The sequence below is a fragment of the Parvibaculum indicum genome (assembly GCF_011762095.1).
Taxonomy (GTDB): Bacteria; Pseudomonadota; Alphaproteobacteria; order Parvibaculales; family Parvibaculaceae; genus Parvibaculum; species Parvibaculum indicum.
On record NZ_JAASQO010000010.1, the window covers coordinates 146,173 to 170,315 of the forward strand.

At 63.4% G+C, this 24,143-nt stretch carries 27 protein-coding genes, 1 tRNA gene and 1 other annotated feature; of the genes, 17 read left to right on the top strand and 11 right to left on the bottom strand.

Features of this window, described 5'->3' with window-relative positions; translation table 11 throughout:
• Nucleotides 1-157: 157 nt before the first annotated feature.
• Entirely contained in the window at nucleotides 158-1,012 is an 855-nt protein-coding gene (locus FHS78_RS13390) for a universal stress protein (protein WP_167094874.1), read from the bottom strand.
• Between the two features lie 109 nt (nucleotides 1,013-1,121).
• Nucleotides 1,122-2,606, bottom strand: a complete 1,485-nt coding sequence (locus FHS78_RS13395) for a SulP family inorganic anion transporter (RefSeq protein WP_167094875.1) — start codon at nucleotides 2,604-2,606, stop codon at nucleotides 1,122-1,124.
• Between the two features lie 72 nt (nucleotides 2,607-2,678).
• Nucleotides 2,679-2,734: a sequence feature (sul1 is cis-regulatory element that is thought to sense ions involved in sulfur or methionine metabolism; They are found in Alphaproteobacteria), on the bottom strand.
• A gap of 120 nt (nucleotides 2,735-2,854) precedes the next feature.
• Here FHS78_RS13395 and FHS78_RS13400 point away from each other — a divergent pair.
• Nucleotides 2,855-3,142 carry a sulfurtransferase TusA family protein gene (locus FHS78_RS13400; RefSeq protein ID WP_167094876.1) on the top strand — a complete coding sequence of 96 codons (288 nt, stop codon included), beginning with the start codon at nucleotides 2,855-2,857 and terminating at the stop codon, nucleotides 3,140-3,142.
• A 130-nt stretch (nucleotides 3,143-3,272) separates the two neighbouring features.
• On the opposite strand, the gene FHS78_RS13405 is transcribed toward FHS78_RS13400, so the two are convergent.
• From FHS78_RS13405 to FHS78_RS13415, 3 genes are all read right to left on the bottom strand, one after another.
• Nucleotides 3,273-3,851 (bottom strand): GNAT family N-acetyltransferase, encoded by a 579-nt coding sequence (locus FHS78_RS13405; RefSeq protein WP_167094877.1) that lies wholly within the window; start codon nucleotides 3,849-3,851, stop codon nucleotides 3,273-3,275.
• An 11-nt stretch (nucleotides 3,852-3,862) separates the two neighbouring features.
• The gene (locus FHS78_RS13410; protein ID WP_167094878.1) at nucleotides 3,863-4,216 is read right to left on the bottom strand and encodes an arsenate reductase; all 354 of its coding nucleotides are present in this window, start codon (nucleotides 4,214-4,216) and stop codon (nucleotides 3,863-3,865) included.
• 96 nt (nucleotides 4,217-4,312) lie between these two features.
• Nucleotides 4,313-5,134: a Coq4 family protein gene (locus FHS78_RS13415; RefSeq protein ID WP_167094879.1), complete on the bottom strand. Its 822-nt coding sequence runs from the start codon at nucleotides 5,132-5,134 to the stop codon at nucleotides 4,313-4,315.
• 185 nt (nucleotides 5,135-5,319) lie between these two features.
• Between FHS78_RS13415 and FHS78_RS13420 the strand changes: the two genes are divergently transcribed.
• The 3 genes from FHS78_RS13420 to FHS78_RS13430 all read left to right on the top strand — a co-directional run bounded on the left by FHS78_RS13420 (nucleotide 5,320) and on the right by FHS78_RS13430 (nucleotide 7,523).
• The gene (locus tag FHS78_RS13420; protein ID WP_167094880.1) at nucleotides 5,320-6,018 is read left to right on the top strand and encodes a TetR/AcrR family transcriptional regulator; all 699 of its coding nucleotides are present in this window, start codon (nucleotides 5,320-5,322) and stop codon (nucleotides 6,016-6,018) included.
• A gap of 3 nt (nucleotides 6,019-6,021) precedes the next feature.
• Nucleotides 6,022-6,534, top strand: coding sequence for a GNAT family N-acetyltransferase (locus FHS78_RS13425; RefSeq protein ID WP_167094881.1), 513 nt, complete (start codon nucleotides 6,022-6,024; stop codon nucleotides 6,532-6,534).
• 173 nt (nucleotides 6,535-6,707) lie between these two features.
• On the top strand, nucleotides 6,708-7,523 hold the full coding sequence (locus FHS78_RS13430) for a sulfotransferase domain-containing protein (RefSeq protein ID WP_167094882.1): 816 nt from the start codon (nucleotides 6,708-6,710) through the stop codon (nucleotides 7,521-7,523).
• Nucleotides 7,524-7,533: 10 nt separating this feature from the next.
• On the opposite strand, the gene FHS78_RS13435 is transcribed toward FHS78_RS13430, so the two are convergent.
• Nucleotides 7,534-7,620: transfer RNA gene (locus FHS78_RS13435), tRNA-Leu, on the bottom strand.
• Nucleotides 7,621-7,794: 174 nt separating this feature from the next.
• On the opposite strand from FHS78_RS13435, the gene FHS78_RS13440 reads away from it, so the two are divergent.
• The 4 genes from FHS78_RS13440 (at nucleotide 7,795) to FHS78_RS13455 (ending at nucleotide 10,295) form a co-directional block, all read left to right on the top strand.
• A complete protein-coding gene (locus FHS78_RS13440) occupies nucleotides 7,795-8,376 on the top strand; it encodes a YqaA family protein (RefSeq protein WP_167094883.1) in 582 nt (193 codons plus the stop codon).
• Between the two features lie 40 nt (nucleotides 8,377-8,416).
• The gene (locus FHS78_RS13445; RefSeq protein WP_167094884.1) at nucleotides 8,417-8,962 is read left to right on the top strand and encodes a disulfide bond formation protein B; all 546 of its coding nucleotides are present in this window, start codon (nucleotides 8,417-8,419) and stop codon (nucleotides 8,960-8,962) included.
• Nucleotides 8,962-9,615, top strand: coding sequence for a demethoxyubiquinone hydroxylase family protein (locus tag FHS78_RS13450; RefSeq protein WP_246220498.1), 654 nt, complete (start codon nucleotides 8,962-8,964; stop codon nucleotides 9,613-9,615). Before FHS78_RS13445 ends, FHS78_RS13450 begins: the two co-directional genes overlap by 1 nt.
• Nucleotides 9,616-9,848: 233 nt before the next feature.
• Nucleotides 9,849-10,295, top strand: a complete 447-nt coding sequence (locus tag FHS78_RS13455; RefSeq protein ID WP_167094885.1) for a glyoxalase superfamily protein — start codon at nucleotides 9,849-9,851, stop codon at nucleotides 10,293-10,295.
• 376 nt (nucleotides 10,296-10,671) lie between these two features.
• Here the strand turns inward: FHS78_RS13455 and FHS78_RS13460 are convergent, their stop codons facing one another.
• A complete protein-coding gene (locus FHS78_RS13460) occupies nucleotides 10,672-11,184 on the bottom strand; it encodes a winged helix-turn-helix transcriptional regulator (protein ID WP_167094886.1) in 513 nt (170 codons plus the stop codon).
• Between the two features lie 92 nt (nucleotides 11,185-11,276).
• Between FHS78_RS13460 and FHS78_RS13465 the strand changes: the two genes are divergently transcribed.
• Both FHS78_RS13465 and FHS78_RS13470 read left to right on the top strand, forming a co-directional pair.
• Nucleotides 11,277-11,858 carry a dihydrofolate reductase family protein gene (locus FHS78_RS13465; RefSeq protein ID WP_167094887.1) on the top strand — a complete coding sequence of 194 codons (582 nt, stop codon included), beginning with the start codon at nucleotides 11,277-11,279 and terminating at the stop codon, nucleotides 11,856-11,858.
• A 10-nt stretch (nucleotides 11,859-11,868) separates the two neighbouring features.
• The gene (locus FHS78_RS13470) at nucleotides 11,869-12,531 is read left to right on the top strand and encodes a glutathione S-transferase family protein (protein ID WP_167094888.1); all 663 of its coding nucleotides are present in this window, start codon (nucleotides 11,869-11,871) and stop codon (nucleotides 12,529-12,531) included.
• A 312-nt stretch (nucleotides 12,532-12,843) separates the two neighbouring features.
• On the opposite strand, the gene FHS78_RS13475 is transcribed toward FHS78_RS13470, so the two are convergent.
• The gene (locus FHS78_RS13475) at nucleotides 12,844-13,560 is read right to left on the bottom strand and encodes a DUF4336 domain-containing protein (protein ID WP_167094889.1); all 717 of its coding nucleotides are present in this window, start codon (nucleotides 13,558-13,560) and stop codon (nucleotides 12,844-12,846) included.
• A 70-nt stretch (nucleotides 13,561-13,630) separates the two neighbouring features.
• Nucleotides 13,631-13,864, bottom strand: a complete 234-nt coding sequence (locus FHS78_RS13480; RefSeq protein WP_167094890.1) for a hypothetical protein — start codon at nucleotides 13,862-13,864, stop codon at nucleotides 13,631-13,633.
• A 134-nt stretch (nucleotides 13,865-13,998) separates the two neighbouring features.
• Here FHS78_RS13480 and FHS78_RS13485 point away from each other — a divergent pair, with 134 nt between their 5' ends.
• Together FHS78_RS13485 and recQ are read left to right on the top strand one after the other, a co-directional pair.
• On the top strand, nucleotides 13,999-15,222 hold the full coding sequence (locus FHS78_RS13485) for a VRR-NUC domain-containing protein (protein ID WP_167094891.1): 1,224 nt from the start codon (nucleotides 13,999-14,001) through the stop codon (nucleotides 15,220-15,222).
• 168 nt (nucleotides 15,223-15,390) lie between these two features.
• Nucleotides 15,391-17,241 (top strand): DNA helicase RecQ, encoded by a 1,851-nt coding sequence (gene recQ / locus FHS78_RS13490; RefSeq protein WP_167094892.1) that lies wholly within the window; start codon nucleotides 15,391-15,393, stop codon nucleotides 17,239-17,241.
• 484 nt (nucleotides 17,242-17,725) lie between these two features.
• On the opposite strand, the gene FHS78_RS13495 is transcribed toward recQ, so the two are convergent.
• Nucleotides 17,726-18,277, bottom strand: a complete 552-nt coding sequence (locus FHS78_RS13495) for an HNH endonuclease (RefSeq protein ID WP_167094931.1) — start codon at nucleotides 18,275-18,277, stop codon at nucleotides 17,726-17,728.
• Between the two features lie 227 nt (nucleotides 18,278-18,504).
• Between FHS78_RS13495 and gluQRS the strand changes: the two genes are divergently transcribed.
• From gluQRS to FHS78_RS13520, 5 genes are all read left to right on the top strand, one after another.
• Nucleotides 18,505-19,413: a tRNA glutamyl-Q(34) synthetase GluQRS gene (gene gluQRS, locus FHS78_RS13500; protein WP_167094893.1), complete on the top strand. Its 909-nt coding sequence runs from the start codon at nucleotides 18,505-18,507 to the stop codon at nucleotides 19,411-19,413.
• 250 nt (nucleotides 19,414-19,663) lie between these two features.
• Nucleotides 19,664-20,329, top strand: coding sequence for a TetR/AcrR family transcriptional regulator (locus FHS78_RS13505; RefSeq protein ID WP_205305315.1), 666 nt, complete (start codon nucleotides 19,664-19,666; stop codon nucleotides 20,327-20,329).
• The gene (locus FHS78_RS13510) at nucleotides 20,326-20,523 is read left to right on the top strand and encodes a hypothetical protein (RefSeq protein ID WP_167094895.1); all 198 of its coding nucleotides are present in this window, start codon (nucleotides 20,326-20,328) and stop codon (nucleotides 20,521-20,523) included. The genes FHS78_RS13505 and FHS78_RS13510 overlap by 4 nt, the downstream gene beginning before the upstream one ends.
• Entirely contained in the window at nucleotides 20,520-21,422 is a 903-nt protein-coding gene (locus FHS78_RS13515) for a fatty acid desaturase (protein ID WP_205305316.1), read from the top strand. Before FHS78_RS13510 ends, FHS78_RS13515 begins: the two co-directional genes overlap by 4 nt.
• 392 nt (nucleotides 21,423-21,814) lie before the next feature.
• Nucleotides 21,815-22,885, top strand: a complete 1,071-nt coding sequence (locus FHS78_RS13520) for an acyltransferase family protein (protein ID WP_167094896.1) — start codon at nucleotides 21,815-21,817, stop codon at nucleotides 22,883-22,885.
• A 180-nt stretch (nucleotides 22,886-23,065) separates the two neighbouring features.
• Here the strand turns inward: FHS78_RS13520 and FHS78_RS13525 are convergent, their stop codons facing one another.
• Entirely contained in the window at nucleotides 23,066-24,019 is a 954-nt protein-coding gene (locus FHS78_RS13525; RefSeq protein WP_167094897.1) for an AEC family transporter, read from the bottom strand.
• Nucleotides 24,020-24,143 lie beyond the last annotated feature (124 nt).

Consider the following 24,143-nt stretch of genomic DNA (forward strand, 5'->3'; position numbering starts at 1 on the left):
CCCCTCCGATGAGCCACTCATTTGGCGTTTGAGGAATGTTATGCCCGCCCGCCGACAAGGACGTCAAGAAAAGCAGGAAAACGCTGGGAAAAGGCTCACACGAGCCTTGGCCCATAGCCTGGCGGCCAATCGCGGGGAGATAGAGAAAAACGCCCGCCTAGCGGAACAGCAGGATCGGGACCTTGCAGGCGCGCAGCATCTCGCTGGTGGTGGAGCCGATGATCAGCGTGCGGATGCGCGAATGGCCATAGGCGCCCATGACGACGAGGCCGATACCGGCCTCCTCCACCTCGCGGGCAATGACGGCCTCCGCCTGGCCCTGAACCAGTTTCGCGTGCACCTCATAGCCCGCCCCGCCGAGCAGCGCGCGGGCATCCTCCAGCCGCTTCGCGGCCTCGGAATCTTCCGCCCCGACGGTGAGGAGGTGGCATTCGAGCCCGGCGAAGATCGGGCTGCGCGACACATAATCCACCGCCTTCATGGCGCTGGTGCCGCCATCATAGGCGATCAGGAAACGCTCGATGGGCTTGAAGGCGCGCGAGGCCACGAAGACCGGCTTCACGCTCGAACGCACGATCCGTTCGAGATTGGAGCCGAGATGCGGTTTGGCGAAATCCGCCGCCTCGCCGCGCTTGCCGACCATCACCATATCGGCATCGGCCTCGCTCGCGGCGACTTCCTCCACGAGATCGCCGATGCGCAACTGCGCGGTGACGCTTGCAACACCGTCCTTTTCGAGGATGGCGGTCGCATCGTCCAGAATGGCCCGGCCCTGCTTCTGCGCAAGCTTGGCGCGGGCGACATCGAGCTCGGCGAGCTCTTCCAGCAGCGAGGTCCGCGCACCGAGCCCGACGGCGCCGCTGAGATCGGACGGCGTACCGAAGGGTGCGCGCCGCCCGAGCACATGCAGAAGCTCGACCGAGGCGCCCGCCCGCGTCGCCGCCCATGCGGCGTGGTCGCACACGCTTTGCGAATAGATGGAACCGTCCACCAGAGCGACGAACTTTGTCAAAACGCTTACCCCCAGATCCGATCTTGTGGAGCATGGCCGGCCAGGCGGCGGATGCCCCGTTTCATTGGGTCGCGAACCCGGCAAACGGGCGCGCGGCAGGCCGAAGACGTCAATGGCCCATCAGCTTTTCCAGCGCGCCCGGCTGGTCGTGAATGGCGAGCCTGTCGACGATGGTCTCGCTGGCTTCGTTGAGGCCGATGATTTCGACCTCCGCGCCCTCGCGGCGGAATTTCAGCACGATCATGTCGAGCGCCGCGACGCTGGAAATATCCCAGATATGCGCGTGGCTGACATCGATCACGACCCGCTCCAGCACCTCCTTGAAATCGAAGGAGCCGGTGAAATCCTCCGACGAGGCAAAGAAGATCTGCCCCTCGACAGTATAGACCCGCTCCCGCCCGTCCGCGGACAGGGTGGAGGTGACGCGGAAGATCTGCGCAATCTTCCAGGCAAAGAAGAGCCCCGACAGCAGCACGCCCACCAGCACGCCGATGGCAAGATTATGCGTGCCGACCACGGTCACGACGGTGGCGAGCATCACCACCGACGAAGACCTCGGATGATCGCGCAGATTGCGGATCGAGGACCAGCTGAAGGTGCCGATCGAGACCATGATCATGATGGCGACGAGCGCCGCCATCGGGATCTGTTTCACATAGTCGCCGAGCCCGACAATGAGGATCAGCAGGAAAACGCCCGCGCTGAAGGTGGAAAGCCGCCCGCGCCCGCCCGATTTCACATTGATCATGGACTGGCCGATCATGGCGCAGCCCGCCATTCCGCCGATGAACCCGGTGCAGAAATTGGCGACGCCCTGGCCGACGCATTCGCGGTTCTTGTCGCTCGGCGTGTCGGTGAGATCGTCGATGATGGAGGCCGTCATCAGCGATTCCAGCAGGCCCACCGCCGCCACGCCTGCCGAATAGGGCAGGATGATGAGCAGCGTTTCGACGGTCAGCGGGATCTGCGGCAGCAGGAACACCGGCAAGGCGTCCGGCAGCTCGCCCATATCGCCCACCGTCCTGAGATCGAAACCGAAATAGAGCGTCACCGCCGTCAGCACGATGATGCAGACAAGCGGCGAGGGGACGGCTTTCGTCAGGCGCGGAAAGAGATAGATGATGCCGAGCCCGGCCGCGACCATGACATAGGTGAGCTGCGGCACGCCCATCAGCTCCGGCAATTGCGCCATGAAGATGAGAATGGCGAGCGCATTGACGAAACCCGTCATCACCGAGCGTGAAACGAAGCGCATGAAATTGCCGAGCTTCAGATAGCCCGCGGCCACCTGCAGCACGCCGGCCAGCACCGTGGCGGCGAGGAGATATTGAAGCCCGTGCTCCCTGACCAGCGTCCCCATGAGAACGGCGGTGGCGGCGGTCGCCGCCGAAATCATCCCGGGCCGTCCGCCGGTGAAGGCGACGATGCAGGCGATGGAGAAGGACGCGTAGAGGCCGACCTTGGGATCGACGCCCGCGATGATGGAAAAGGCGATGGCTTCCGGAATAAGCGCCAGCGCCACGACGAGCCCGGCCAGCAGGTCCGCCCGGATATTGCCGAACCACTCATGACGATACGCAACTGAACTGAACATGGGTCTCCCGATTGAGGCATAGCGGGACGGATCGGATAAGCGGTCCGCTGCACGCGCCTGTCATTTCAATGGGGTTGTCCGGCGGATCGGCGGCCGGAAGAGCCACCCGGCGAGAACCCGGGTCCAAGGTGAGGCGCCTTTCTAGCGCTCCTTATGCTGCGACGCAACATGGGCCCCGCCCATTCGGCTCATTTCCGCGAAAAAGACGGCCGTGCTATGTCCGGACGGAGACAAAACGGGACAGCGCAATGGACGATCAGGGAGAAATCATACTCGACGTGATGGGGCAGCAATGCCCGCTCCCCGTGCTGCGCGCGCGCAAGCGCCTGCTGCGGCTCGACCCCGGCCGATTGCTCCGCGTGTTCGCAACCGACCCGGTGGCCCGGCTGGACATGCCGCATTTCTGCGCCGAGGCGGGCCATGAATTGCTGGAAGTCCGCGACAGGGGCACCTGGCTCGAATTCCTGATCCGGCGGGGCGAGAATGTGCGCGAGCCGGACGAGGATATCCTGTCGAAGCCGGTGCGGGGTTTGTAGAAGTATTTTCGTTCGTCATGGCCCGGCTTGTCCTGGCCATCCACGTCTCTAAGGCAAGGCGGATGAAAAGACGTGGATGCCCCGCATGAAGCGGGGCATGACGTGGAGAGACAGCAGACCGCCCAATCCCTCAGCCCGCGAACTCCCATGCCAGCAGCGCATAGAGATATTCGTCGCACCATTCGCCCTGAATGTAGCGCGAGGCGCGGAAGGCGCCTTCGCGGCGCATGCCGAGCCGCTCCATCAGCCGGGCAGACGCGGTATTGCGCTGGTCGCATGTGGCGATGATGCGGTGAAGGCCGAGCGTACCGAAGCCCTCATTCAGCATCGCCCATGCCGCTTCGCCGGCATAGCCCTGCCCCCAGTAATCCGGATGCAGCACATAGCCGAGCTCGCCCGTCCGCTCTTCCCATTCATGAAGCCGGAGCCCCGCGCCGCCGATAAGCCCGGCGCCGTCCTTGAGCGTGACCGCCAGCTCCCAGCAGCGGCGCGGCCGGCGGCGCTGATCGGCCTTGAAGTCGCGCAAGGCCGCGCGCGTCTGCGCCTTGCTGTTGGGCCCCCATATGAGATGGCGCGTCACATCTTCCCGCGCGGACCATGCATGAACCGCGTCGAAGTCGCTCATGACGAAATCGCGCAGGACAAGGCGCGGCGTCTCCAGCGGCAGCGCAATGAAGGGCGCACCTTTCCTGCCACCGTTCAGCGACATGACGGCCATGCCTATTTGGCCGCTTTTTCGAGGGCGGCCTTCTGTTCGTCGCGGAAGCCGACAATGATCGTCTTGCCGGATACGAAGACCGGACGCTTGATGAGCGCGGGATGCGCCGCCATGAGCGCGATGGCCTTCTTCTCGTTCACGCCGTCCTTTTCCGCATCGTCCAGCGCCCGCCAAGTCGTGCTCGCCTTGTTGAGCAGCTTTTCCCAGCCGACCGCCGCGGCGAATTTCTCGATGTCGGCCCTGGCGATGCCGTCGGCGCGCAAATCGTGGAAGCTATGCGCCGTCCCGCGCATCTCCAGCCATTTCAGCGCCTTGCGGCAGGTGTCGCAGTTCTTCAGTCCATATACCTTGATCATGCCGCCAGCCTCTTTCCGATGGAGGGGGACAGCATAACGAAAAGGGCGGCGGGTTGAAGCCCGTCCGCCCTTCCGCCTGAAGCCGGTTTCCCGGCTTTATGCCGCGAGTTTGACGTCGCCGGTCGGCTGGCCGAGTTCGGCGCGCGCCAGATCGAGCGCTTCGGCGGCGGCCATGGCGCGGCGGTATTCCGGCGCAGGCACCGTGACGGCGAGTTTCGCGCGGACCTGTTCGAGCGGCAGCGGCAGAAGCTCTTCCCAGATTTCCGCCGGCAGCCAATGCGCCTCGCGCCCGCGGCGATAGCCCTCGCGAATGGCGCGCCACAGCCCGCAGCCCGCATAGGTCTTGTTCGCCGAGTAGGTGATGAGAAGCACAATAGCGCCGATGCCGCGATTGCGCGTCTGCGCATAGGAGAAGGCAAGCAGCGACAACTCGCCCAGCCCGTCGCGGCCATAGCCGGTGACGATATGCCAGAGGTCGTGCTGGTCGCGGATCCGGTCGCGAAAGCGCTTGCCCGCCTCGGGCATGTTCTCGCGCAGCTTCATCTCGTTGCTGGCCTCCACCAGCCCGTCCGCCGTGAGGTTTTCCGACGTCATGAACCGGTAATAGGCCGCGCCGAGACTGCCTTCGGGCATCGCCGCCAGCTTTTCGCGGTCGCAAAGCACGGACAGGAGGTCGAGCTTCTCGCCGAGGACGCGCTTGCCGCCATGGGAGGCCTCGAAACGATGGAACAAGCGCTCCTCCGCGCCGCCCGACAGGGCTTCGATCACCTTGAAGACCTGGCCTGTATCTTCCTTGTTCTCTTTCAGCGCGCGGATCGCGGCCAGCGCCTTCAGCGGCTGGATACGCTTGCGCCGGGGCCGTTCAGCCGCTTTAACCGCGGGATCGTTCGTTTCACCGGCAGGATGTGTGACAGTCATTGTTTCTGCTCCGGGTCAGGGGCCCCAAGGGCCTGTCCTTCAGGGACATCGTGACTTGGCAGGCGGCCAGACAAATAAATACGTTGCGCGACTACGCAAAGACTGACCGACGCCTTATGCTGCGCCTCATGCTCAGATAGGTTATACTTACATTGCTGTCAATATATGAAAGTTGAGGAGGCCCCTTGTCCAGTACCGCCAGCTCACACACAGCGGCCACATCGCCGACACCTGCCAAGCCCGCGCAAAAGCGCGTCCGGCGGACGGCGGAGGAGGCGCGCCGCCTCATTCTGGACGCAGCGGAAAAAAGACTGGCGACGCAAGGGCCCGAAGGCATCCGCCTGCAGGACATCGCCCGCGATGTCGGCATTTCGCACCCCGCCATCCTGCATCATTTCGAAAGCCGCGAAGGGCTGGTGAAAGCGCTGATCGCGCGCACCAACACCCAGCTCCGCGAAAAGCTCCTGGCGGCGCTGAGCAATGCCGACGACCCCGCCCAGGACCCGATCGAAAGCGTTTTCGAGGCGCTTTCGGACCGGGGCACGGCGCGCCTTCTCGCCTGGCTGCTGCTGACAGGCCGCGTGACCGACACCGACAGAAGCCCGCAAATGCTGATGACGGAAATCGCGGACCAGCTTCATGCCTATCGCGAGGAAAACGCCAGCCAGAACGGCGCGCCCGCGCCGGACCGCGAGGACACCTTCTTCCTGGCCATGCTGACCACCAGCGTGGCCTTCGGCGACGCCATTATCGGGCGCTATCTGGCCGAAGAGGCGGGCCTGGACGAAGCCGGCGTCAAACGCTTCCGCAACTGGTTCGGCAAACTGCTGCGCCAGCATGTGGAGCGGACCGACACCCCCGCCGGAGACGATGAAGGAAAATAGGCGATGACGCAGAGCGCCCTGGCCTCGATCCGCGACGCCGTGCCCGACGACCTGCCCGCCCTGTCGGCGCTCTACAACCACGCCGTCCGCGAAACCACCGCCATCTGGAACGAAACGCTTTCCGACCCCGGAGAGCGCGGCCGCTGGATGGACGAGCGCCGCGCCGCCGGCTTTCCGGTACTGGTCGCGGAAGCGGACGGAGGGTTCGCCGGCTATGGAACCTACGGCCCCTTCCGCCCGCATGAAGGCTATCGGGAGACGGTCGAAAACTCCGTCTATGTCATGCCGGAGCTGCAGGGCCGCGGGATCGGCGGCGCCCTGCTCGACGCGCTGATCGGTCACGCGCAAGGCCGGGGCCTCCACGTCATGGTCGCCGGGATCGAGGCGGGCAATACCGCCTCCATCGCACTTCATGCCGCCCGCGGCTTCACCGAGACGGCGCGCATGCCCGAAGTCGGCCTCAAATTCGGCCGAAGGCTGGACCTGGTGCTGATGCAGAAAATGCTTTCCGCCTAATATATAATGTTCTTATGTTGATTTTTTTGAATCCAGCGACTGAATTCTTATAGTTCGCCGTTACAATAAAGAAATGCACTTTAAACCACCGCAGCCTGCTTTACGTTCCGGTGCCGAAATCATGCATGCCAGACAGATAAAGGGAAGAAAAAGCCAGCGATATGACCGGACATGTGACCATACAGACAAAGGTTTTGCCGCCCAGCTTGCGTATCCGGGTGGGCGATCAGACGCCAGCGGCCACAGTCCGGCTGAGCGAGCCATATGGAGTGCTTTGTTCCTACCCGAAATCGGGCAACACATGGCTCCGCTTTCTCCTCTCCCATGTGATCCGGCCGGGCGAAATAGCGAATGGCGCGGACGTGCAGCAAACGGTGCCCGACATCTATGTGCTGAAAGCGAAGGATCTCGACAAGGGAGCTTTCTCAGTCATCAAGAGCCATGAGGCCTTTCGCCCCGACTATGACCGTGTCGTCTACCTCTATCGCGACCCTCGGGATGTCGCCGTGTCCTATTTCCACCACGGCAAGGCGACCGGCGCGGTCGACGAATCCCTAAGTCTCGATGGCTATTCGAAACTGTTCGTGGAATCGGGACCTATCAGCGGCAACGGTTTCGGCAATTGGGGCGAGCATGTCGGGAGCTGGTTTGGCGCGAAGGAAGACGATCCGAAATTCCTTCCCGTTTCCTATGAAGCGATGATGAACGCGCCGGAATCGGAACTGTCGCGTATCGCGCATTTCCTGAAAATCCCCGCCAGTCACGAAGCGATCGAAACCGCCGTCGAACGCGCAAGTGCCGCCGAAATGCGCAGAATCGAGGAAGCGGGCGATATCGGGCACAAACGAGGAAAACACAAATTCGACGAGAATGCCCGTTTCGTCCGCAAGGCAAAGGCTGAGACCTGGCGCGAGGAACTCCCGCCCGTCGCCGCGCGCCGCATCGAGGACGCATTCGGCCCGTCGATGGAAAAGCTCGGCTATCTTTAATCCGGAAAAATGGTGCCCCTGGCCCGACTCGAACGGGCACTCTGTTGCCAGAAACAGATTTTGAGTCTGTCGCGTCTACCAGTTCCGCCACAGGGGCTTCGCAGAGCGGCGCGAGGTGCCGCCGGAAGGGCCGCATCATAATCAGACATGGCGCAGCGGCAAACGGTTTCGCGGCCCGACGCCGAAGAGACCCCGGAAAGACTGCGGATAGACACCCCCCGTCCCGCCTGCTAATTGAGTTTTCCGGCTTTGTTGAGGGGTGCGCTTTCAGATGTTCCGCGGCATTTACGACTGGACGCTCAATCTGGCGGCGCATCGCCATGCGCGCTGGGGCCTTGCCACGGTGGCCTTCGCCGAAAGCTCCGTCTTCCCGATCCCGCCCGATGTGGCGCTCATTCCCATGGTGCTCGCCAAGCGCGACCAGGCCTGGGTCTATGCGCTGTGGACCACCATCGCCTCGGTCATCGGCGGCGCCTTCGGCTATGCGATCGGCTATTTCCTCTACGATTCCATCGGCGCGCATATCCTGCAGCTCTATGGCTATCAGGACAAATTCGAGAGCTTCGCCAGCCGCTATAACGAATATGGCGTCTGGATCGTGCTGATCGCCGGGCTGACGCCCTTTCCCTATAAGGTCATCACCATTGCCAGCGGCCTGACGGCGCTGAATTTCCCGGTCTTCATGGCCGCGAGCCTGGTGGCGCGGGGGATCCGCTTTTTCGCGGTCTGCGGCCTGCTCTGGGCCTTCGGCCCGCCCATCAAGGACTTCATCGAGCGCTATTTCGGCCTCATCTCCATCGCCTTCATCGTGCTGCTGATCGGCGGCTTCGTGGCGATCAAATGGCTATTCTGACGCAGGACAAGCAGCGCCCGCCCATGCTTGAATGCACGCCATGACGACGAAGACGCCCCTTGCCCCGCCCTTCCCTTTCGGGCCCACGCGCGCCGCCTTTGCCATATCGGCCATCAGCGCGGCGACGCTGGCCGGTGCCTGGATCTTCCAATATGGCTTCGGCTATGTGCCCTGCGCGCTGTGCTGGATGGAGCGCGAGCCCTATTACCTGACGGTGCCGCTGGCGCTGATCGCCGGGATTGCGGGCGCGCAAGGCGTGAGCAAGAAATTCGTGCTCGCCGCGCTCGCGCTTTGCCTGGCGGCCTTCCTCTATAATGGCGGCCTCTCCTTCTATCACGCAGGCGCGGAATACGGGCTTTGGCCGGGGCCGGACAGCTGCGGCGGCGGCGTGGCGCTGCCCGGCTCGGTGGAGGAATTTCAGGCCCAGCTTTCCGGCGGCATCCACCCGCCGCGCTGCGACGAGGCGGCCTGGACGCTGTTCGGCATTTCGCTGGCGGGCTACAACTTCCTGATCTCGCTCCTGCTGGCCGCCCTTTCCGCCGCGCCCATCGCGCATTACCTTCAGACCCGGAAGGAGAACGCCTGATGGCCCGGACTTCGGAGATGGCGGCGAAAAGGGACATGGCGGCAAAAAGACCGGGCGTGAAACGCGCGCGCCGCAAGAGCCCGAGCGGTTACGCGAAAATGACGGAACTGCCGGGCGTGACGCGCCAGGACGCGGTACAGGAAATGGTCCGCGTCGACCATGCGGGCGAATATGGCGCGGTGCGCATCTATTCCGGCCAGCTCGCCGTCTTCGAACGCCTGCCGCACAAACGCAAGATCACCGAGTCGCTCGCCCATATGCGCGACGAGGAAGAGGTGCATCTGGCGAAGTTCAGCGAGCTGATCCGCGAGCGCGGCGTGCGCCCGACGGCGCTCACCCCCTTCTGGCATGTGGCGGGCTTCGCGCTTGGCGCGGCAACCGCGCTGATGGGCGAAAAGGCGGCCCATGCCTGCACTGCGGCGGTGGAAGAGGTGATCGACGGCCATTACCGCGACCAGATCGCCAAGTTGAAAGAGCTGGGCGGCGAAGAGGCGGAACTGGCCGACACCATCGAGACCTTCCGCGAGGAAGAAGTGCGCCATAAGGAAGAAGCGCTGGCCGAAGGCGCGGAAGAGGCCGTTGGCTATCCGCTCCTTTCCGGCGCCATCCGCCTCGGCTGCAAGCTCGCCATCCGCGTCGCGGAAAAGGTCTGACACCGAAGGCCTGACACTACGGGCCTCTTGATCCTTTCGCCTGCCCGGACTATCACTCCCGGCAGGCAAGAGGCGCCCGCCGCTCACCGGACGATATGTCCGATGGTGAAGACCTCCCCGGAGACCCCGTCTCCGGCGCCAGATGCGAACGCAGCCCAACCGTTCATCCGCGGTCGCGCGGCAAATGTGAGCCCCCGCTTTCAAAGACCGCCGACTGACGGAAGGACTGCGAGATGCAGACCCCCCATGAGACATTGCCGACGCGCGAAGCCGCCAAACGCCGCGCGCGCGAATTGCGCATGGAACTTGCCGCGCAAGGCACATCGCTCACCCATAGCGCCGCCCTGGAACTGGTGGCGCGCGAACTCGGCTATCGCGACTGGAACACGGCAAGCGCGCGGCTGTCGAACCGGCCGGAATTCAAACCGGCGCTCGGCATGCGCGTGACCGGCACCTATCTGAAACAGCCTTTCAGGGGCGAGATTATCGCCGCGCGGGAAATGGCGGGCGGCGAGGCCTATGAGATCACCATCCAGTTCGACGAGCCGGTGGATGTGGTGAGTTTCGACAGCTTCTCCGCCTTCCGCCACCGCGTGACGGCGCGCGTGTCGAGCGAAGGCGAAAGCCGCGAACGCACCGGCGACGGCGAGCGGCACATGGTGGTGGCGGAAGAGGAGTAAGAAGAGGCGCAATCATCCGCTGACTGATGATTGCTCTTCACCTCCCCCGCTTGCGGGGGAGGTCGGCGCGCGGTCCGCGCGGCGGGTGGGGGCCCTGCCTTACCGCAAACGCCGGCGCCTGCCGCCTCACCCCCTCCCTGACCCTCCCCCTTCAAGGGGGAGGGAATGAGTTCATCCGCCCGCGCTGCCGCTAATCGGAGATGCGAGTGGGTCCCGGCAACAAGTGCCGGGACGACACTGTGTTTTGATTTCCTGCCTTTGCCTCACTCAACATTGTCATCCCGGGATTTATTCCCGGGATCCACGCGCGCTGCGGCAGGGAGGGAAGACGTGGGGACAAGCCGGGCCATGACGGTGTTTGGAGACGGATTTCCCCCTACCGGCCGCGCTTGCGCTTTGCCGCGTTTTCCGCGACGACGCGCTCATAGGCCGCCTGAAGCTCGGCCAGTACCGAGCGGCGGGGCTTCGGCGCGCCGAGATGGATGTGGCGAAGCTCGTCCATGAAGCCGGCCCAGAGCTTCGGCCCGCCCTCCTCCAATAGTTGCGCGCGGATGGAAAGCTCCTCGGAAACCGGCGTATGGCGGCGGCCCCAGGCGCCCATCTGGGCGATGAGGGGGACCAGCTCGATGGCGGGCCCGGTGAGGCTGTAGACGGCCTTCTGGCTGTGGCTGGGATCGGGCTCTTTGGTGAGGAGCCCGGCCGCCACCAGCCGCTTCAGCCGCGCGGCGAGAATGTTCGACGCGATCCCCTCCTCCGACTGCGTCAGCAGCTCGCGGAAATGACGGCGATCGCCGAACATCACGTCGCGAATGACGATGAGGCTCCAGCGGTCGCCCAGCATTTCCAGCGTCAGATTGATCGGACAGCCCGAGCGATGATCCGCGTCCATTTGCACTCCCGAAAGAAACCGGTTGCAAAATAAAACCGGCATCGGCAGGATACAACCGATTGCGAAACGCAACCAGTATTAGGGGGAGAAGAATGGCCGATCTCGTGCTTGCCGCCTTCATGAGCCTCGACGGCTTCATGGAGGGGCCGGAGGGCTTCGTGCCGCCGGCCTGGTCGGACGATCTGGAGGTCCACTGGTCCGGCGAAACGCTGGCCCGCGCGGGCCACCTCGTCTACGGGCGGAAGAACTTCACCTTCAACACGGATTTCTGGCTGGACGAGACGGGCCCCGCCGCCGAGATCGCCTATGCGGACCGGATGAACGGCCTGCCCAAAACCGTGCTCTCCACCACGCTGCCGGACGCGCCCGGCTGGAACGCGACGGTGCTGCGCGACATGGACGCACTCGCCGCCCGCATCGCGGAGCTGAAGCGCGCGGATAAGGGCCAAAACGGGGGAGATGTGATCGCGCTTGGCGGCGCGGAGCTTTCGCAAAGCCTCATCGCGGCGGATCTGCCCGACGAATACAAGATCCTGCTGACGCCGGACCTGTTCGGCGGCGGGAAGAAACTGTTCGGCACGGGCGGCCCGCGCCTCGCGCTGGAGCTTGTGGAAACGCGCGCACTCGACACGGGCGCGACCATATTGCGCTATCGCCGCAGGCGCGGCGCGTGAGGAACACGGCATGACCATCGAAATTTTCGCGCACCCTTTCTCGTCCTATTGCATGAAGGCGATCATGGCCTTCTACGAGAAGGAGGTGCCCTGGACGCTGCGCATGCTCTCGCCCGAGCACCCGGAGAACAACGAAGAACACGGGCGGCGCTGGCCGGTCCGCCGCTTTCCGCTGATGGTGGCCGACGGCGAACAGGTGATGGAGGCGACCGCCATCATCGAATGGCTGGAGGCGCATCATGCGGGCGGGACAAGTCTCATCCCGGCGGATGCGGCGCAGGCGGTGCGTGTACGGATGATGGACCGCATCTTCGACAATTACGTGATGACGCCGCAGGGGCGCTGTGTCTTCGACGCGATCCGACCGGAAGGCGACCGCGACCCTTACGGCGTGGCGGAAGCGCAGAAGCTGCTCGATACGAGCTATGAATGGCTCGACGGCGAAATGGCCGGGCTGCAATGGGCGGCGGGCGACGATTTCAGCATGGCCGACTGCGCCGCCGCGCCCGCGCTGCTCTATGCGGACTGGACCTATGAGATCCCGGCGCGGTTCGAAACCCTGCGCGCCTATCGCCAGAGGCTGATCGAGCGGCCCTCCTTTGCAAGGGCGCTCGACGAAGCGCGCCCCTTCCGCCACCTCTTCCCGCTCGGCGCGCCGACGGACAGGGATTGAGGGGGTCCGAAAGGGAAAGAACTGTCATCCCGGGATTTATTCCCGGGATCCATTGGCGCCGCGGCAGGGAGAGAGGCGAGTGGGTTCCGGCAACGAGTGCCGGGATGACACCCGTTTTTGCTGAGGTTTCCGGAACCGACTCCCTTCACCTCCCCCGCTGGCGGGGGAGAGCCCGCCCCGGACTTGATCCGGGGTCGGCGCGCGGTCCGCGCGGCGGGTGGGGGCCCTGCCTGCCCGCAAATGTCTGAGCGTGACGCCTCCCCCCTCCCTGACCCTCCCCCTCAAGGGGGAGGGAAAGAGAAGACAAGCCGGTCAGACTTTCAAAAACGAAAACGCCCGGGCGAGGAAGGCGGAGGCGTCACCCGTCTCGCAAGAAGTGACGGGCTCGCCATGCGCCATCACGACGTTTTGCACCGGCCATGAGAGAATGCGCGCGAGCGCGGCGCGGGCGGCGGGCTTGTCGCGAAAGGCGAGGCGGAACTTGCGCGGCACATGCGGCTCGTCGCCGGCCATGAGGTCGGCCTTCGCGACCCATCGCCGCCAGCCGGAAAACCAGTCGTCGGAAAACTGCTGCAACGCATCGGTGAAAAACACCGTGCCGCTCGCGCGGTGGAAGAAGACGATCTCGGTGGCGATGGCATTGGGCAGCACCGCCTGATCCATCGCGCCCGCCCAGGCGGGATCGGCTGCGTCGGTAAGGTCGGCAGCGAAGCGCGTCTCCGGTCGCTTCTCACGCACGCCCGGCGCGGCATGAAGTTTCGCGTCGGGAAAGGCGCGCGCCCATTCGGGGATGGAGAGGTGATGCAGGGCGTTCGGCGCGACGATATGAGCGACCGGCCCCAGCGCCGCGACTTCAGCGCGCAACTCATCCGTCAGCGCCACCGGCGACCAGATGAAAAGACCGCCATCGCTCTCTTCCGTTTTGGGGAGCCTGATGACGGCCATGCGGGTGGGATAACGAAAGCCGAGATAAGCCGAAACCACCGGCCCCTCCGCGATCCAGATGTCCGGCGCGAATGGTTTCAGCATGGTCACTCTCGCGAAATAACAAACTTTATTCTTAGGACGTTCAGCTGCAAAGGCAGCACCTGCTAGCGATTCAGTTATTTCTCAACCGAACAACTTCGTCCTCCAAGTCGCTGATCTTCGACTTTTGAGCCTCAACCTCTTGTTCCAGATCCGCGACACGACCATTCAGCGCACTCACTACAACCGCAACCTTTATGAGGTCATCTTGGCTGGCTTCCTGCTTTCCGTCACAAGCAGCCAGAAACCCAACAACACCAAACGTCAATACGATTGCGCGAGCCGTCGAGCTTGTAGTTTTATTCATATGTCCCCACTCAATTCAAATGGATAAAAGAAAACAATATTGCAGAACACTTCTATGATGCACAGAATTGTCCTAGGGGCGAACGTCTAATTTCCTAAATGGCGAAACTGTCCTCGCTTACCTAGGAGGGCACAATGCAAACGGCCAACGAAGTTTGCGCTCACGCGAAAGTAGAGTGCCTGAATCAACATGAGTTGATTCGAAAATACCGCTGCCTGTCATGTGGCGCGGTCATGATGTGTCGCTGTGATGAAAAATTCGGAAGGAGGTTTCTCTCTCACCAGTTAGATGTGGGCACGGAACTCAAGACCCAACGCCGAGTTCCGGTCACTCATGGATTTCAACCAAACATCTGTGCCGAATGCCGCAATGAGCCCCTCGAAGCTCATCCAGCTGCTCAGATCTACGGTCGAACAACAAAAATAAAGCGGTATTACTGGAGAGAGCTTTTCTTTGAAGAGACTACTCTTGCCGCAGACTGGGACGAACAGAACCCCAACGCCACAACAAACGAACGTCTAGCCGCCCACAACGCAACCAAAGAAGCTGCCCTCAAAAAAATAAAGGAGCTACACAAGAAATCTCCGAAATATGACATGAGTGAGCCATCTCAAGCAGAAATTATAAAAGAGCAAAATATAGGAGTTTTAGATTTATATGCTCAGTATACAGACAAACCAGAGAAAGGGAAAGCTATCCTCTGGGATGGCAAAGCGATTTCCCCAGAGGAGTTTGTCTGCCAGCACCTGAAATCAGAAGGATGGTGCGTAGAAAAACTGGAGAGCACACCTCTCCACGCGTTGTTTGGCGTCTTTTTGTGGCTCCTTATTCAAGACGTCACGGACCCTATGAATCGAATTGTCTGCTTCGGAAGACGGGACAATTGGTCAAACAGTAAATTCGACGTAAACTTGATACAGACGTTTCTACCTGAAGACTTCGGATGTGAAGGATACGCACAAAGAAGAGAAGCCGAAATTACAGAACATCTCAATTGGATTTCGGAACACAAGGATGACTTGATTTGGCTTTTTGACTACTGGATCGGTGGCAGCTCCGATCTACGACAGTACCTATGGGCCCATCGAGCGGAGGATTTAAACAAAGCTCGCCTCCTCTTAACGATTATGGAACCCATGAAAATTATCGAAATCCTGCAATATCTTTTGAACGACTATTGGCACCACTACCTAGGTTGGCCAGATCTAATTGCATATAGGGAAGATGATTATCTTCTGGTGGAAGTAAAATCTTCTAACGACAAGCTGAGCAATGATCAAAAACGATGGATTATCAACAATAGAAATTGCCTTCACCTACCTTTTGCTATTGCCAAGTTACACAAAATGAGCACGTAACTCTCCCTGGCTCTACGTAGTCCAATTTGCCCCCTCACCCCTCCCCGTGAGAGTCTGGGGGTGCGGCGGGGCTTGATTCGTCTTTGAGACGCTTGGAGGCCTGCCGCGCCCGCCTTTCGGCTCCGGGCGTTTTTTCGGGGCCCTGCTCTATTTGCCCATTCGAGTCTCATGGCCTCCACCCTCGCAGCCCGGTCCGACGCGCGCGATCCGCAGGATCCGAACGCTGCGAAATATGCCGTGCTGCGCGAGGTGTTCGGCTTCGAGGGGTTTCGCGCCGGACAGGAAGAGGCGGTGGATACGCTGCTTGAGGGCCGCAACCTGCTGGCCGTGATGCCGACGGGGGCGGGCAAATCGCTCTGTTTTCAGGTGCCGGCGCTGGTGAAGGGCGGGCTCACCATCGTGGTGTCGCCGCTCGTCGCGCTGATGCAGGACCAGGTCTCGGCGCTGAAGCTGGCGGGCGTCGCGGCCGACGCGATCCATTCCGGCCAGTCGCGCGAGGACAATGTCGCCGTCTGGCGGCGCGCCGCGGCGGGCGAGCTCAACCTTCTCTACATGGCGCCCGAACGGCTGATGACGGAGCGGATGCTGGCGGCCATCGGCAGGCTCGACGTGACGCTCTTCGCCATCGACGAGGCGCATTGCATCTCGCAATGGGGCCCGGCCTTCCGTCCCGAATATGAGGACCTGCGCCGCTTGCGCGAGGTGTTCCCCGGCGTGCCCGTCGCCGCGCTCACCGCCACGGCGGACGAGGTGACGCGGGCCGACATCGCGCAGAAGCTCTTCGCCGGCGATGTGGACACGCAGGTGCTGGGCTTCGACCGGCCGAACATTCAACTGAGCGTGGAAACCAAGACGAGCTGGAAGGACCAGCTACTGGGTTTCCTGGACAGGCGCGGGCCGGAAGTCGGAAACGGCATTATCTATTGCCTGTCGCGCAAGAAGACGGAAGAGACCGCCGCGCTGCTGCGCCAGAACGGCTGTAACGCGCGGCCCTATCACGCGGGCATGACGAAGGAAGAGCGCGAGGCGAACCAGCGCGCCTTCATGGCGGAAGAAAACCTCGTCATGGTGGCGACCATCGCCTTCGGCATGGGGATCGACAAGCCGGATGTGCGCTTCGTCGTGCATGTGGACCTGCCGGGCTCGCTCGAAGCCTATTACCAGGAGATCGGCCGCGCAGGCCGCGACGGCGAACCGGCGGAAGCGCATATGCTGTTCGGCCCGGGCGACATTCGCATGCGGCGGAAATTCATCGACGACGAAGACGCGGGGCCGGAGCGCCAGCGCCGCGAGCACCAGCGGCTGAACGCGCTCTTGGCCTATGCCGATGCGCCGCAATGCCGCCGCCGGATTCTGCTCTCCTATTTCGGCGAGACGGCGGAGCCTTGCGGCAATTGCGACAACTGCCTGAACCCGGCCGACCTCAGCGACGGGACGGAGATGGCCATGTCCGCGCTGTCGGCCATTCGCGATACGGGCGAGCGCTATGGCGCGGCGCATATCATCGACATCATGCTGGGCGAGGAAACCGAAAAGGTGCTGGCCGTGAAGCATGACCGGCTGCCCGCCTTCGGCGAGGGCGCGGGGCTGAAAAAGCCGGACTGGCAATCGCTGATCCGCCAGCTCGTGTCGGGCGGCTATCTGGAGGTCGATGTGGGCGGCTATGGCAGCCTCATCATCACCGCGCTGGGGGAAAGCCTCGCGGCGGGCGAGGAAGAATTCCTCTACCGCCCGGACAGCCATGACAAGAAGACCGCGAAGCGCAAGCGCGCCAGCGATGCGGAAAAGCTGACGCCGGAAGAAGACCGGCTGTTCACCAGGCTGAAATCGCTGCGCCTCGACATCGCGCAGGAACGCGGCGTGCCGGCCTATGTGGTGTTTTCCGACAAGACGCTGATCGACATGGCGCGGAGAGCGCCCACGACGCGCGAGGCGTTTGCGCAGGTGCATGGCGTGGGCGCGGCCAAGCTGAAGGAATTCGCGGAGCCGTTCCTCACGCTGATACGCGAGAGCGCCTGAGGCAAGACTCCATGGACCCCGGATCAAGTCCGGGGTGACGTGTCTTTTGTAGCCGCACCCACACGAAAACGTCATTCCGGGCTTGACCCGGAATCCACTAGCGCTGCGGCAAGCGGAAAGGCGAGTGGATCCCGGGAATAAATCCCGGGATGACAACGGTGATTAGCGCAAAGGCTGAAAATCAAAAACCCCGTGTCGTCCCGGCACTTGTTGCCGGGACCCACTCGCCTCTCCTATTTGCGGGAACGCCAATGGGTCCCGGCCCTCCTTAAGTGTGAAGGTGGCCGGGATGACACCTTGTTTTGGGGGTGTCCCGAATTTTCGTCGTCGTTGCGAGCGCACGCGAAGCTGCTTCGAGACGCGGCTTCGCCGCTCCTCAGCATGAGGAGCCAAGACAATGGCCTCATCCTGAGGAGGCCCAAAGGGCCGTCTCGAAGGATGGATTGCTTCGTCGCCATCGCTCCTCGCAATGACGGGGAGGCCCTTACGGCTCCAGTTCGCTGTCCCAGTAGAGATAGTCCTGCCAGCTATCGTGCAGGTAGTTGGGCGGGAAGGCGCGGCCGTTTTTGTGGAGGTCGTTCACCGTGGGCCGGTAGGGATGCTGCGTCGGCTCCATGCCCGCATCCTTCGGCATCTTGTTGGCCTTCCTGAGATTGCAGGGCGCGCAGGCGGTGATGACATTGTCCCAGGTCGTCTGCCCGCCGCGCGAGCGCGGGATGACGTGGTCGAAGGTCAGCTCGCCCCGGTCGCCGCAATACTGGCAGGTGAAGCTGTCGCGCAGGAACAGGTTGAAGCGCGTGAAGGCGGGATAGCGCGCGGGCTTCACATAGGATTTGAGGGAAACGACGCTCGGCAGCTGCATCTCGAAGGAGGGCGAGCGCACGAAGGTGTCGTAGGAGGAAACGATATTCACCCGGTCCAGAAAGACCGCCTTGATCGTGTCCTGCCAGGACCAGAGCGAGAGAGGGTAATAGCTGAGCGGACGGTAATCCGCATTCAGCACAAGTGCCGGGCACGCTTCCGGACTGGCAAACATCGCCTGCACACCGTCCTCCTTAAGGGCGGGCCCGCCGCGGCTACACCAGGTTGCCGCGAAGCGGTAGACCCCAGTGACTGCAGTTTACTATATATTGTGCAACGGCTTTGTGAAGCCACCGAAGGTGGATATTCCATCCCGCGCTTGGCAGACCGGACCGGCATACCGATATGTGAGCCCCGCCCCTTTGCGCGCGCGCCCGCCCCGAGCTGCACACGGAGTTCCTCATGCCCGACACAAAGCGCGAAACGCTGCGTTTCGCCCCCAGCCCGAACGGCTGGCTGCATCCGGGCCATGCCTATTCGGCGCTGTTTGCCTGGGATATGGCGCGGGCGACGGGCGGGCGCTTCATCCTGCGCATCGAGGACATAGATGTCGGCCGCTGCCGCCCGGAATACGAGCAAGGCATTTACGACGACCTCGCCTGGCTCGGCATCGAATGGGAAAAGCCGGTGCGCCGCCAATCGGAACATTTCGCGGAATATGAAGCGGCGCTGAAGAAGCTGCGCGAGATGGGCCTCGTCTATCCCTGCTTCGCCACGCGCAAGGAGATCCAGGACGCCATCGCCGAGAGCGGCATCCCGCCGCGCCAATGGCCGCTCGACCCGGACGGCGCGCCCGTCTATCCCGGCCTCTACAAGGACATTCCCAAACGTCAGCTCAACGAGCTGATGTGGGAAGGTCGCTCCTATTGCTGGCGCATGGACACCGAAAAGGCCTGCACCATGGCCGAGGAGCTGAACGGCGGGCCGGTGACCTTCATGGAGGAAGGCGTCGGATCGCGCGGCGAACACGGCCTGATCCGCGCCCGCCCGCAGGCCTATGGCGACGTCGTGATCGCCCGCAAGGACGTGCCGACGAGCTATCACCTCTCCGTCACGCTGGACGATGCGACGCAGGGCGTGACGCTGGTGACGCGCGGCCAGGACCTCGCCCCCGCCACCCATATCCACCGCGTGCTGCAAGTGCTGCTGGGCCTGCCGGAACCGCGCTGGCACCACCATGAACTCGTGCGCGACGCGGACGGGCGGCGGCTCTCCAAGACGGCGAAGGATATGGGCCTGCGCGAACTGCGCGCCCGCGGCGTCACCCCGGAAGAGGTGCGCGAAACGATCGGGCTCGCCGAAAGGGCGTGAGGCTTTCTCACCTTCCCGGGCCTCGCCCTTCGAGACGCGGACTTGCGTCCGCTCCTCAGGGTGAGGAACCGGGTTCAGTCCACACCTCATCCTGAGGAGGACGCGACAGCGTCCGTCTCGAAGGATGGCCGGGGCATGACGATGGAGAGAAAACCTCCCCGCAAAGTTGTCATTGACAACATTGGGGCCGCCTCCTAGAGTCGCGGAAATGTTGTCAGTGACAACATATGGGACGGAGGCCGGAGGACGCATGTCCTATCACCATGGAAATCTGCGCCAGAAGCTGCTGGAGCGCGCCGCGCATGTCATCGCCGAACAGGGGATCGAAAGCCTGAGCCTGCGCGCGCTGGCCCGCGATCTCGGCGTCTCCCATGCCGCGCCCACGCGCCACTTCGCCGACAAGGCCGCCCTGCTGCGCGCGCTGGCGACGGAAGGCAGCGACCGCTTCATCGACTACATCATGACGGCGGCGGACGAAGCGAAGGACGATCCGCTGGAACGCTACGCCGCCATGGGCAAGGCCTATATCCGCTTCAGCCTCACCTACCCGGCCTATTACCGCGCCATCAACCACCCGGAAGTGGCCGCGCATGCCGACAGGAAGCTGAACGAAAGCGCGGAACGCCGCCACGACATGATCTTCGAGGCCGCGCGCGCCGCGCAGGCCGCGGGCTGGCTCTCCGACGAACGGACCGAAGACGTGATGATGTTTTCCATCGCCACGGTGCGCGGCGCCGCCGCCTCGCTCTCCGATCCGCTGCACGGCCCCGGCGAGATGAACCTCGAGGATGAGGACAGCACGACGGACGAGCTGATCGAGCGCATCGTGCGCCTCATCATCGACCCGGCCGCGCCGCAGAAGAGCCGTGGCCGGAATGCCCAAAAGAACGCCGGCACGAAGGGAAGGAACCGATGATCAAAGCAATCCTTGGAAAGCTGGGCCCCTGGGGCCCGGTCTTTTTCGGCGTGGGATTTCTCGCGCCGCTGATCGCCCAGACGATCGAGAAGCTGGACCGCATGCCGCCGCTCGGCCTGACGCCCGTCGAGGCGGGGCTTATCTGCGGGACGCTGCTCGGCCTGGCCGCAAAGCTGAGGGGGCGCTGGCTATGAACATCAATGCGACCGACAAAACGCTCACCGGCACACCCGATTTCCGGGAGATGGGCGAACAGGAGCTGATGCGCGCGGAAATGACCATCGCGCGGAAATATCTGGGACGCTTTTCCTGGTTCATGCTCGTCTGGTGGATCGCGAACCTCACCTGCTGGCTGGCGCTCTGGCCGCTGACGCTCACGGGCATGCTGCCCGTCTGGGCGGCCTTCCCCATCGCCACGCTCAACGTGATCCTGTGCTACCTGCCCTCGCATGAGGCGCAGCATTCCAACTTCGCCAAGAACGGCCGCCTGCGCTGGCTGAACGAGCTGATCGGCTACACCTCCACCATTCCGCTGGTGCTGCCCTTCAAGATCGCGCGCCTGACGCATATGGAACATCATACGCATACGAACGATCCCGAGCTCGACCCGGATTACAATGTGAAGGCGGATAGCTGGTGGCATTTCGTGCTGAACAATATCGCCCGCCGCCAGCCGGGCCGCCCCAACGACTACGGCCGCACGCTGGAGCGGCTGGGGAACTCGGCCACCGTCAACCGGGCGAAGCTGGAAGGGCTCGCCCAGACCCTCGCCTTCTGGGGCATTCTCTGCGCGCTGGCCTGGAGCGGCCATGCCATCGAGGCCGCCGCGATCTGGTGGCTGCCGCGCTATATCGGCTCGATCTATATTTCGATGATGCTGAGCTGGGCGCCGCACCACCCCATGACGGAGCGGGGGCGCTACCGCAACACCCGCTATTTCGACGCGACGGTGGGCAACATCCTGTCCATGGGGATGCAGTATCACATCGTCCATCACCTGCACCCGGCGATCCCGCTCAACTGGAACGGCGCCGCCTTCCGCGAGATGCGGCCCATCCTCGAAGCGCGCGGCTGCCGCATGGAGACGTTCTGAGGCCTCGCGTTTCAGTCCGACGCCCTATCCCCCACCCAACCCTCCCCCGCAAGCGGGGGAGGGCTTAGTTACATACTCCGCCCCTCCTTCACCTCCCCCGCTTGCGGGGGAGGTCGACGCGCGACAGCGCGGCGGGTGGGGGACACTGCCTTTCGGCATCCGCAAACGCTTGTATTTGCCGCTTCACCCCCTCCCAACCCTCCCCCGCAAGCGGGGGAGGGCTTTAGGCACACGACGCCCCTTCACCTCTCCGCTCGCGGGAGGGCTTTTCCGGCCCACGTCTCGAAGGATGGCCCGCATCCTGCTCCGATCTTTCGTGAACAGGGCGACCGATCCCGAAGGGGAACGGTTCCGGCCCGATTTGACGCGAGGTGCAGGATATGACGAGCGCAATGGCCGATTCCGGGACGGCGACCACCGTTTCAAAGGGAGAAAAACCGCGTCTGGGCTGGATCGACGCCGTGAAGGGCCTGACCATCAGCCTGGTGGTGATGGAACACACCACCTGGGGCGTGATGGCGACGCTGGGCACGCGACCGGAGATCTTCGGCGACCTGTCGGACTTCGCCAAGCCCTTCCGCATGCCGCTCTTCTTCCTCGTGGCCGGCCTTTTCGCCTGGAAGGCGATCAACGGCCCCTGGCGCGATTTCCTCGACCGCAAGCTCCTGCATTTCGGCTATTTCTACCTGCTCTGGTCCGTGATCCAGATCGGCATCAAGATCGCCATACCGACGGGCGGCAACTGGACCACCACCTGGACCGATATGTGGCTCATCCCGATCCAGCCCTTTGCCGTGCTCTGGTTCATCTATGAGCTGGCGATCTTCTTCACCGTGCTGCGCGTCTTCCGCAAGGCGAACCCGGCCTGGTTCTTCGCCGCCGCCGTCGCGCTCTATTTCACCCAGATCGCGACCGGCTGGATGCTGATCGACGAATTTGCCTGGCGCTTCATCTGGTTCGTCTCCGGCGTCTATGGCGCAAGCCGCATCTTCGAGCTGGCCGCCTGGTCGCGCGAGCACAAGGCCGAGGCGCTCGGCCTCGCCGCGCTCCTCTACGCGGCCGTGGGGACAATGGTCTTTTCCGGCCTCATCGAGATTCGCGCGCTGGAACTGCTGATGGGCTATGCGGGCGGCATCGGCTCCATCATGGCCGTCGCCGTGCTGGCGGATATCGGCCTGGCGGGCCTGCTCTCCTATATCGGGCACCGCTCGCTCTATATCTTCGTGGCCTTCTTCGCCCCGATGGCCGCGATGCGGGTGGGTCTGGTGAAATTCGCCGGTTGGGAAAACGGCGACCTCATCACCCTCGTGGCCTTCGTGGTGGCGGTGGCGGGCCCGATCGTCGGCTATGAGGTGCTGAAGCGCACGCCGCTTTCCTTCCTCTTCGTGCGGCCCGCGATGTTCCGCCTGAAGGACGAACCGGCCCGGCCCGACAAGGAAGCGGCGATCCCGGCGGGGGTCTGAGACCCTCGGCAAGCCCATCGACGCCTGCGCATTCTCTCACCTCCCCCGCTTGCGGGGGAGGTCGACGCGCGGCAGCGCGGCGGGTGGGGGAACCGGCGATCGAGGCAATCGCGGGCATAGCGTATGCCGCCACACCCCCTCCCTGACCCTCCCCCTTCAAGGGGGAGGGGAATTTTCTCGTCACCCCTCGGGCAGGAAGTAGCTGAGCATCAGCGTGATCGTGACGAGGCTGAGCGCGGTGGAGAGCACCACGGCGGAGGACGCCGCGCCGGGCGCGGCGTTGTAGCGCTTGGCCATGATCGAGGAATAGACGCCCGCCGGCATGCCCGCCAGCACCGTCGCCGCGACGGCCCAGAGCGGCGGCATGTCGAAGAGATAATGCGAGGCGAGGAACACCAGCACCGGCATGAAGACGAGCTTCAGCACCGAGGTGAGCGTCGCCGCGCCGATGGAGCGCTTGATCGCATAGCGCGTCAGCATGCCGCCCAGCACGAACAGCGCGCAGGGGATCGCCGAGCGCCCGATGAGATGCAGCGTGTCGTTGGCGATACCGGGCATGGGAAGTCCCGTCTGCCCATAGGCGACGCCCAGCGCCAGCCCGATGATGACCGGGTTCTTCGCCGTGCCCTTCAGCGCCTCTTTCAGGATCGACAGGAAATGTATCTGCTCATGCTCGGCGCGCGGCTTCGTCAACTCCAGCAGGAAGGTGACGACGGTGAAGAGGATGATCCCGTGAAAGGCGAGGATGAGGAAGACGGGAAAGCCCGCCTTCTCGCCGAAGCCCGTCACGATGATCGGAATGCCGAGCATCACCGTATTGCCCTGCGCCGCGCCGAACCCGATCATCACCGAATCCGTGCTCGGGCGGCGAAGCGCGCCCAACGCGACGACGCTGCCCACGCCCCATGAAATCAGCATCGCGCCGTAATAGGAGGCCCATAAGCCCCAGGGCAGCACGTCCGGAAAGGGCGTCGTCGCCAGATTGCGGAACAGCAGGCAGGGCATGGCGAAGGTGAAGACATAGGTGTCGAGCCCGTCGATCGCCTCGTCGCTCATGAGCCCGGAGCGCGAGGCGGCATAGCCGAGCGCGATGACGCCGAAGATCGGCAGGACGAGGCTGAGGGCGAAAAGCATGGGACGACGTTCCGGCAGGTGGTGAGGCCGGCGGAAGCTAGCCCGGGCCGGGGCCGGGGTCAAAGGTGTGTGGGTGCGCACATTTTAGGTGTCACCCCGGCCTTGTGCCGGGGCCCAGGGGCGG

Coding starts and splice junctions, on each gene's coding strand:
- FHS78_RS13505 (WP_205305315.1), top strand. CDS start 19,664: ATGTCCTATCACCATGGAAATCTGCGCCAGAAGCTGCTGGAGCGCGCC.
- FHS78_RS13485 (WP_167094891.1), top strand. CDS start 13,999: ATGCAAACGGCCAACGAAGTTTGCGCTCACGCGAAAGTAGAGTGCCTG.
- FHS78_RS13450 (WP_246220498.1), top strand. CDS start 8,962: ATGGCCCGGACTTCGGAGATGGCGGCGAAAAGGGACATGGCGGCAAAA.
- FHS78_RS13400 (WP_167094876.1), top strand. CDS start 2,855: ATGGACGATCAGGGAGAAATCATACTCGACGTGATGGGGCAGCAATGC.
- FHS78_RS13395 (WP_167094875.1), bottom strand. CDS start 2,606: ATGTTCAGTTCAGTTGCGTATCGTCATGAGTGGTTCGGCAATATCCGG.
- FHS78_RS13455 (WP_167094885.1), top strand. CDS start 9,849: ATGCAGACCCCCCATGAGACATTGCCGACGCGCGAAGCCGCCAAACGC.
- FHS78_RS13460 (WP_167094886.1), bottom strand. CDS start 11,184: ATGGACGCGGATCATCGCTCGGGCTGTCCGATCAATCTGACGCTGGAA.
- FHS78_RS13495 (WP_167094931.1), bottom strand. CDS start 18,277: ATGTTTGCCAGTCCGGAAGCGTGCCCGGCACTTGTGCTGAATGCGGAT.
- FHS78_RS13515 (WP_205305316.1), top strand. CDS start 20,520: ATGAACATCAATGCGACCGACAAAACGCTCACCGGCACACCCGATTTC.
- FHS78_RS13405 (WP_167094877.1), bottom strand. CDS start 3,851: ATGTCGCTGAACGGTGGCAGGAAAGGTGCGCCCTTCATTGCGCTGCCG.
- recQ (WP_167094892.1), top strand. CDS start 15,391: ATGGCCTCCACCCTCGCAGCCCGGTCCGACGCGCGCGATCCGCAGGAT.
- FHS78_RS13415 (WP_167094879.1), bottom strand. CDS start 5,134: ATGACTGTCACACATCCTGCCGGTGAAACGAACGATCCCGCGGTTAAA.
- FHS78_RS13445 (WP_167094884.1), top strand. CDS start 8,417: ATGACGACGAAGACGCCCCTTGCCCCGCCCTTCCCTTTCGGGCCCACG.
- FHS78_RS13410 (WP_167094878.1), bottom strand. CDS start 4,216: ATGATCAAGGTATATGGACTGAAGAACTGCGACACCTGCCGCAAGGCG.
- FHS78_RS13465 (WP_167094887.1), top strand. CDS start 11,277: ATGGCCGATCTCGTGCTTGCCGCCTTCATGAGCCTCGACGGCTTCATG.
- FHS78_RS13520 (WP_167094896.1), top strand. CDS start 21,815: ATGGCCGATTCCGGGACGGCGACCACCGTTTCAAAGGGAGAAAAACCG.
- FHS78_RS13470 (WP_167094888.1), top strand. CDS start 11,869: ATGACCATCGAAATTTTCGCGCACCCTTTCTCGTCCTATTGCATGAAG.
- FHS78_RS13510 (WP_167094895.1), top strand. CDS start 20,326: ATGATCAAAGCAATCCTTGGAAAGCTGGGCCCCTGGGGCCCGGTCTTT.
- FHS78_RS13525 (WP_167094897.1), bottom strand. CDS start 24,019: ATGCTTTTCGCCCTCAGCCTCGTCCTGCCGATCTTCGGCGTCATCGCG.
- FHS78_RS13425 (WP_167094881.1), top strand. CDS start 6,022: ATGACGCAGAGCGCCCTGGCCTCGATCCGCGACGCCGTGCCCGACGAC.
- gluQRS (WP_167094893.1), top strand. CDS start 18,505: ATGCCCGACACAAAGCGCGAAACGCTGCGTTTCGCCCCCAGCCCGAAC.
- FHS78_RS13475 (WP_167094889.1), bottom strand. CDS start 13,560: ATGCTGAAACCATTCGCGCCGGACATCTGGATCGCGGAGGGGCCGGTG.
- FHS78_RS13440 (WP_167094883.1), top strand. CDS start 7,795: ATGTTCCGCGGCATTTACGACTGGACGCTCAATCTGGCGGCGCATCGC.
- FHS78_RS13480 (WP_167094890.1), bottom strand. CDS start 13,864: ATGAATAAAACTACAAGCTCGACGGCTCGCGCAATCGTATTGACGTTT.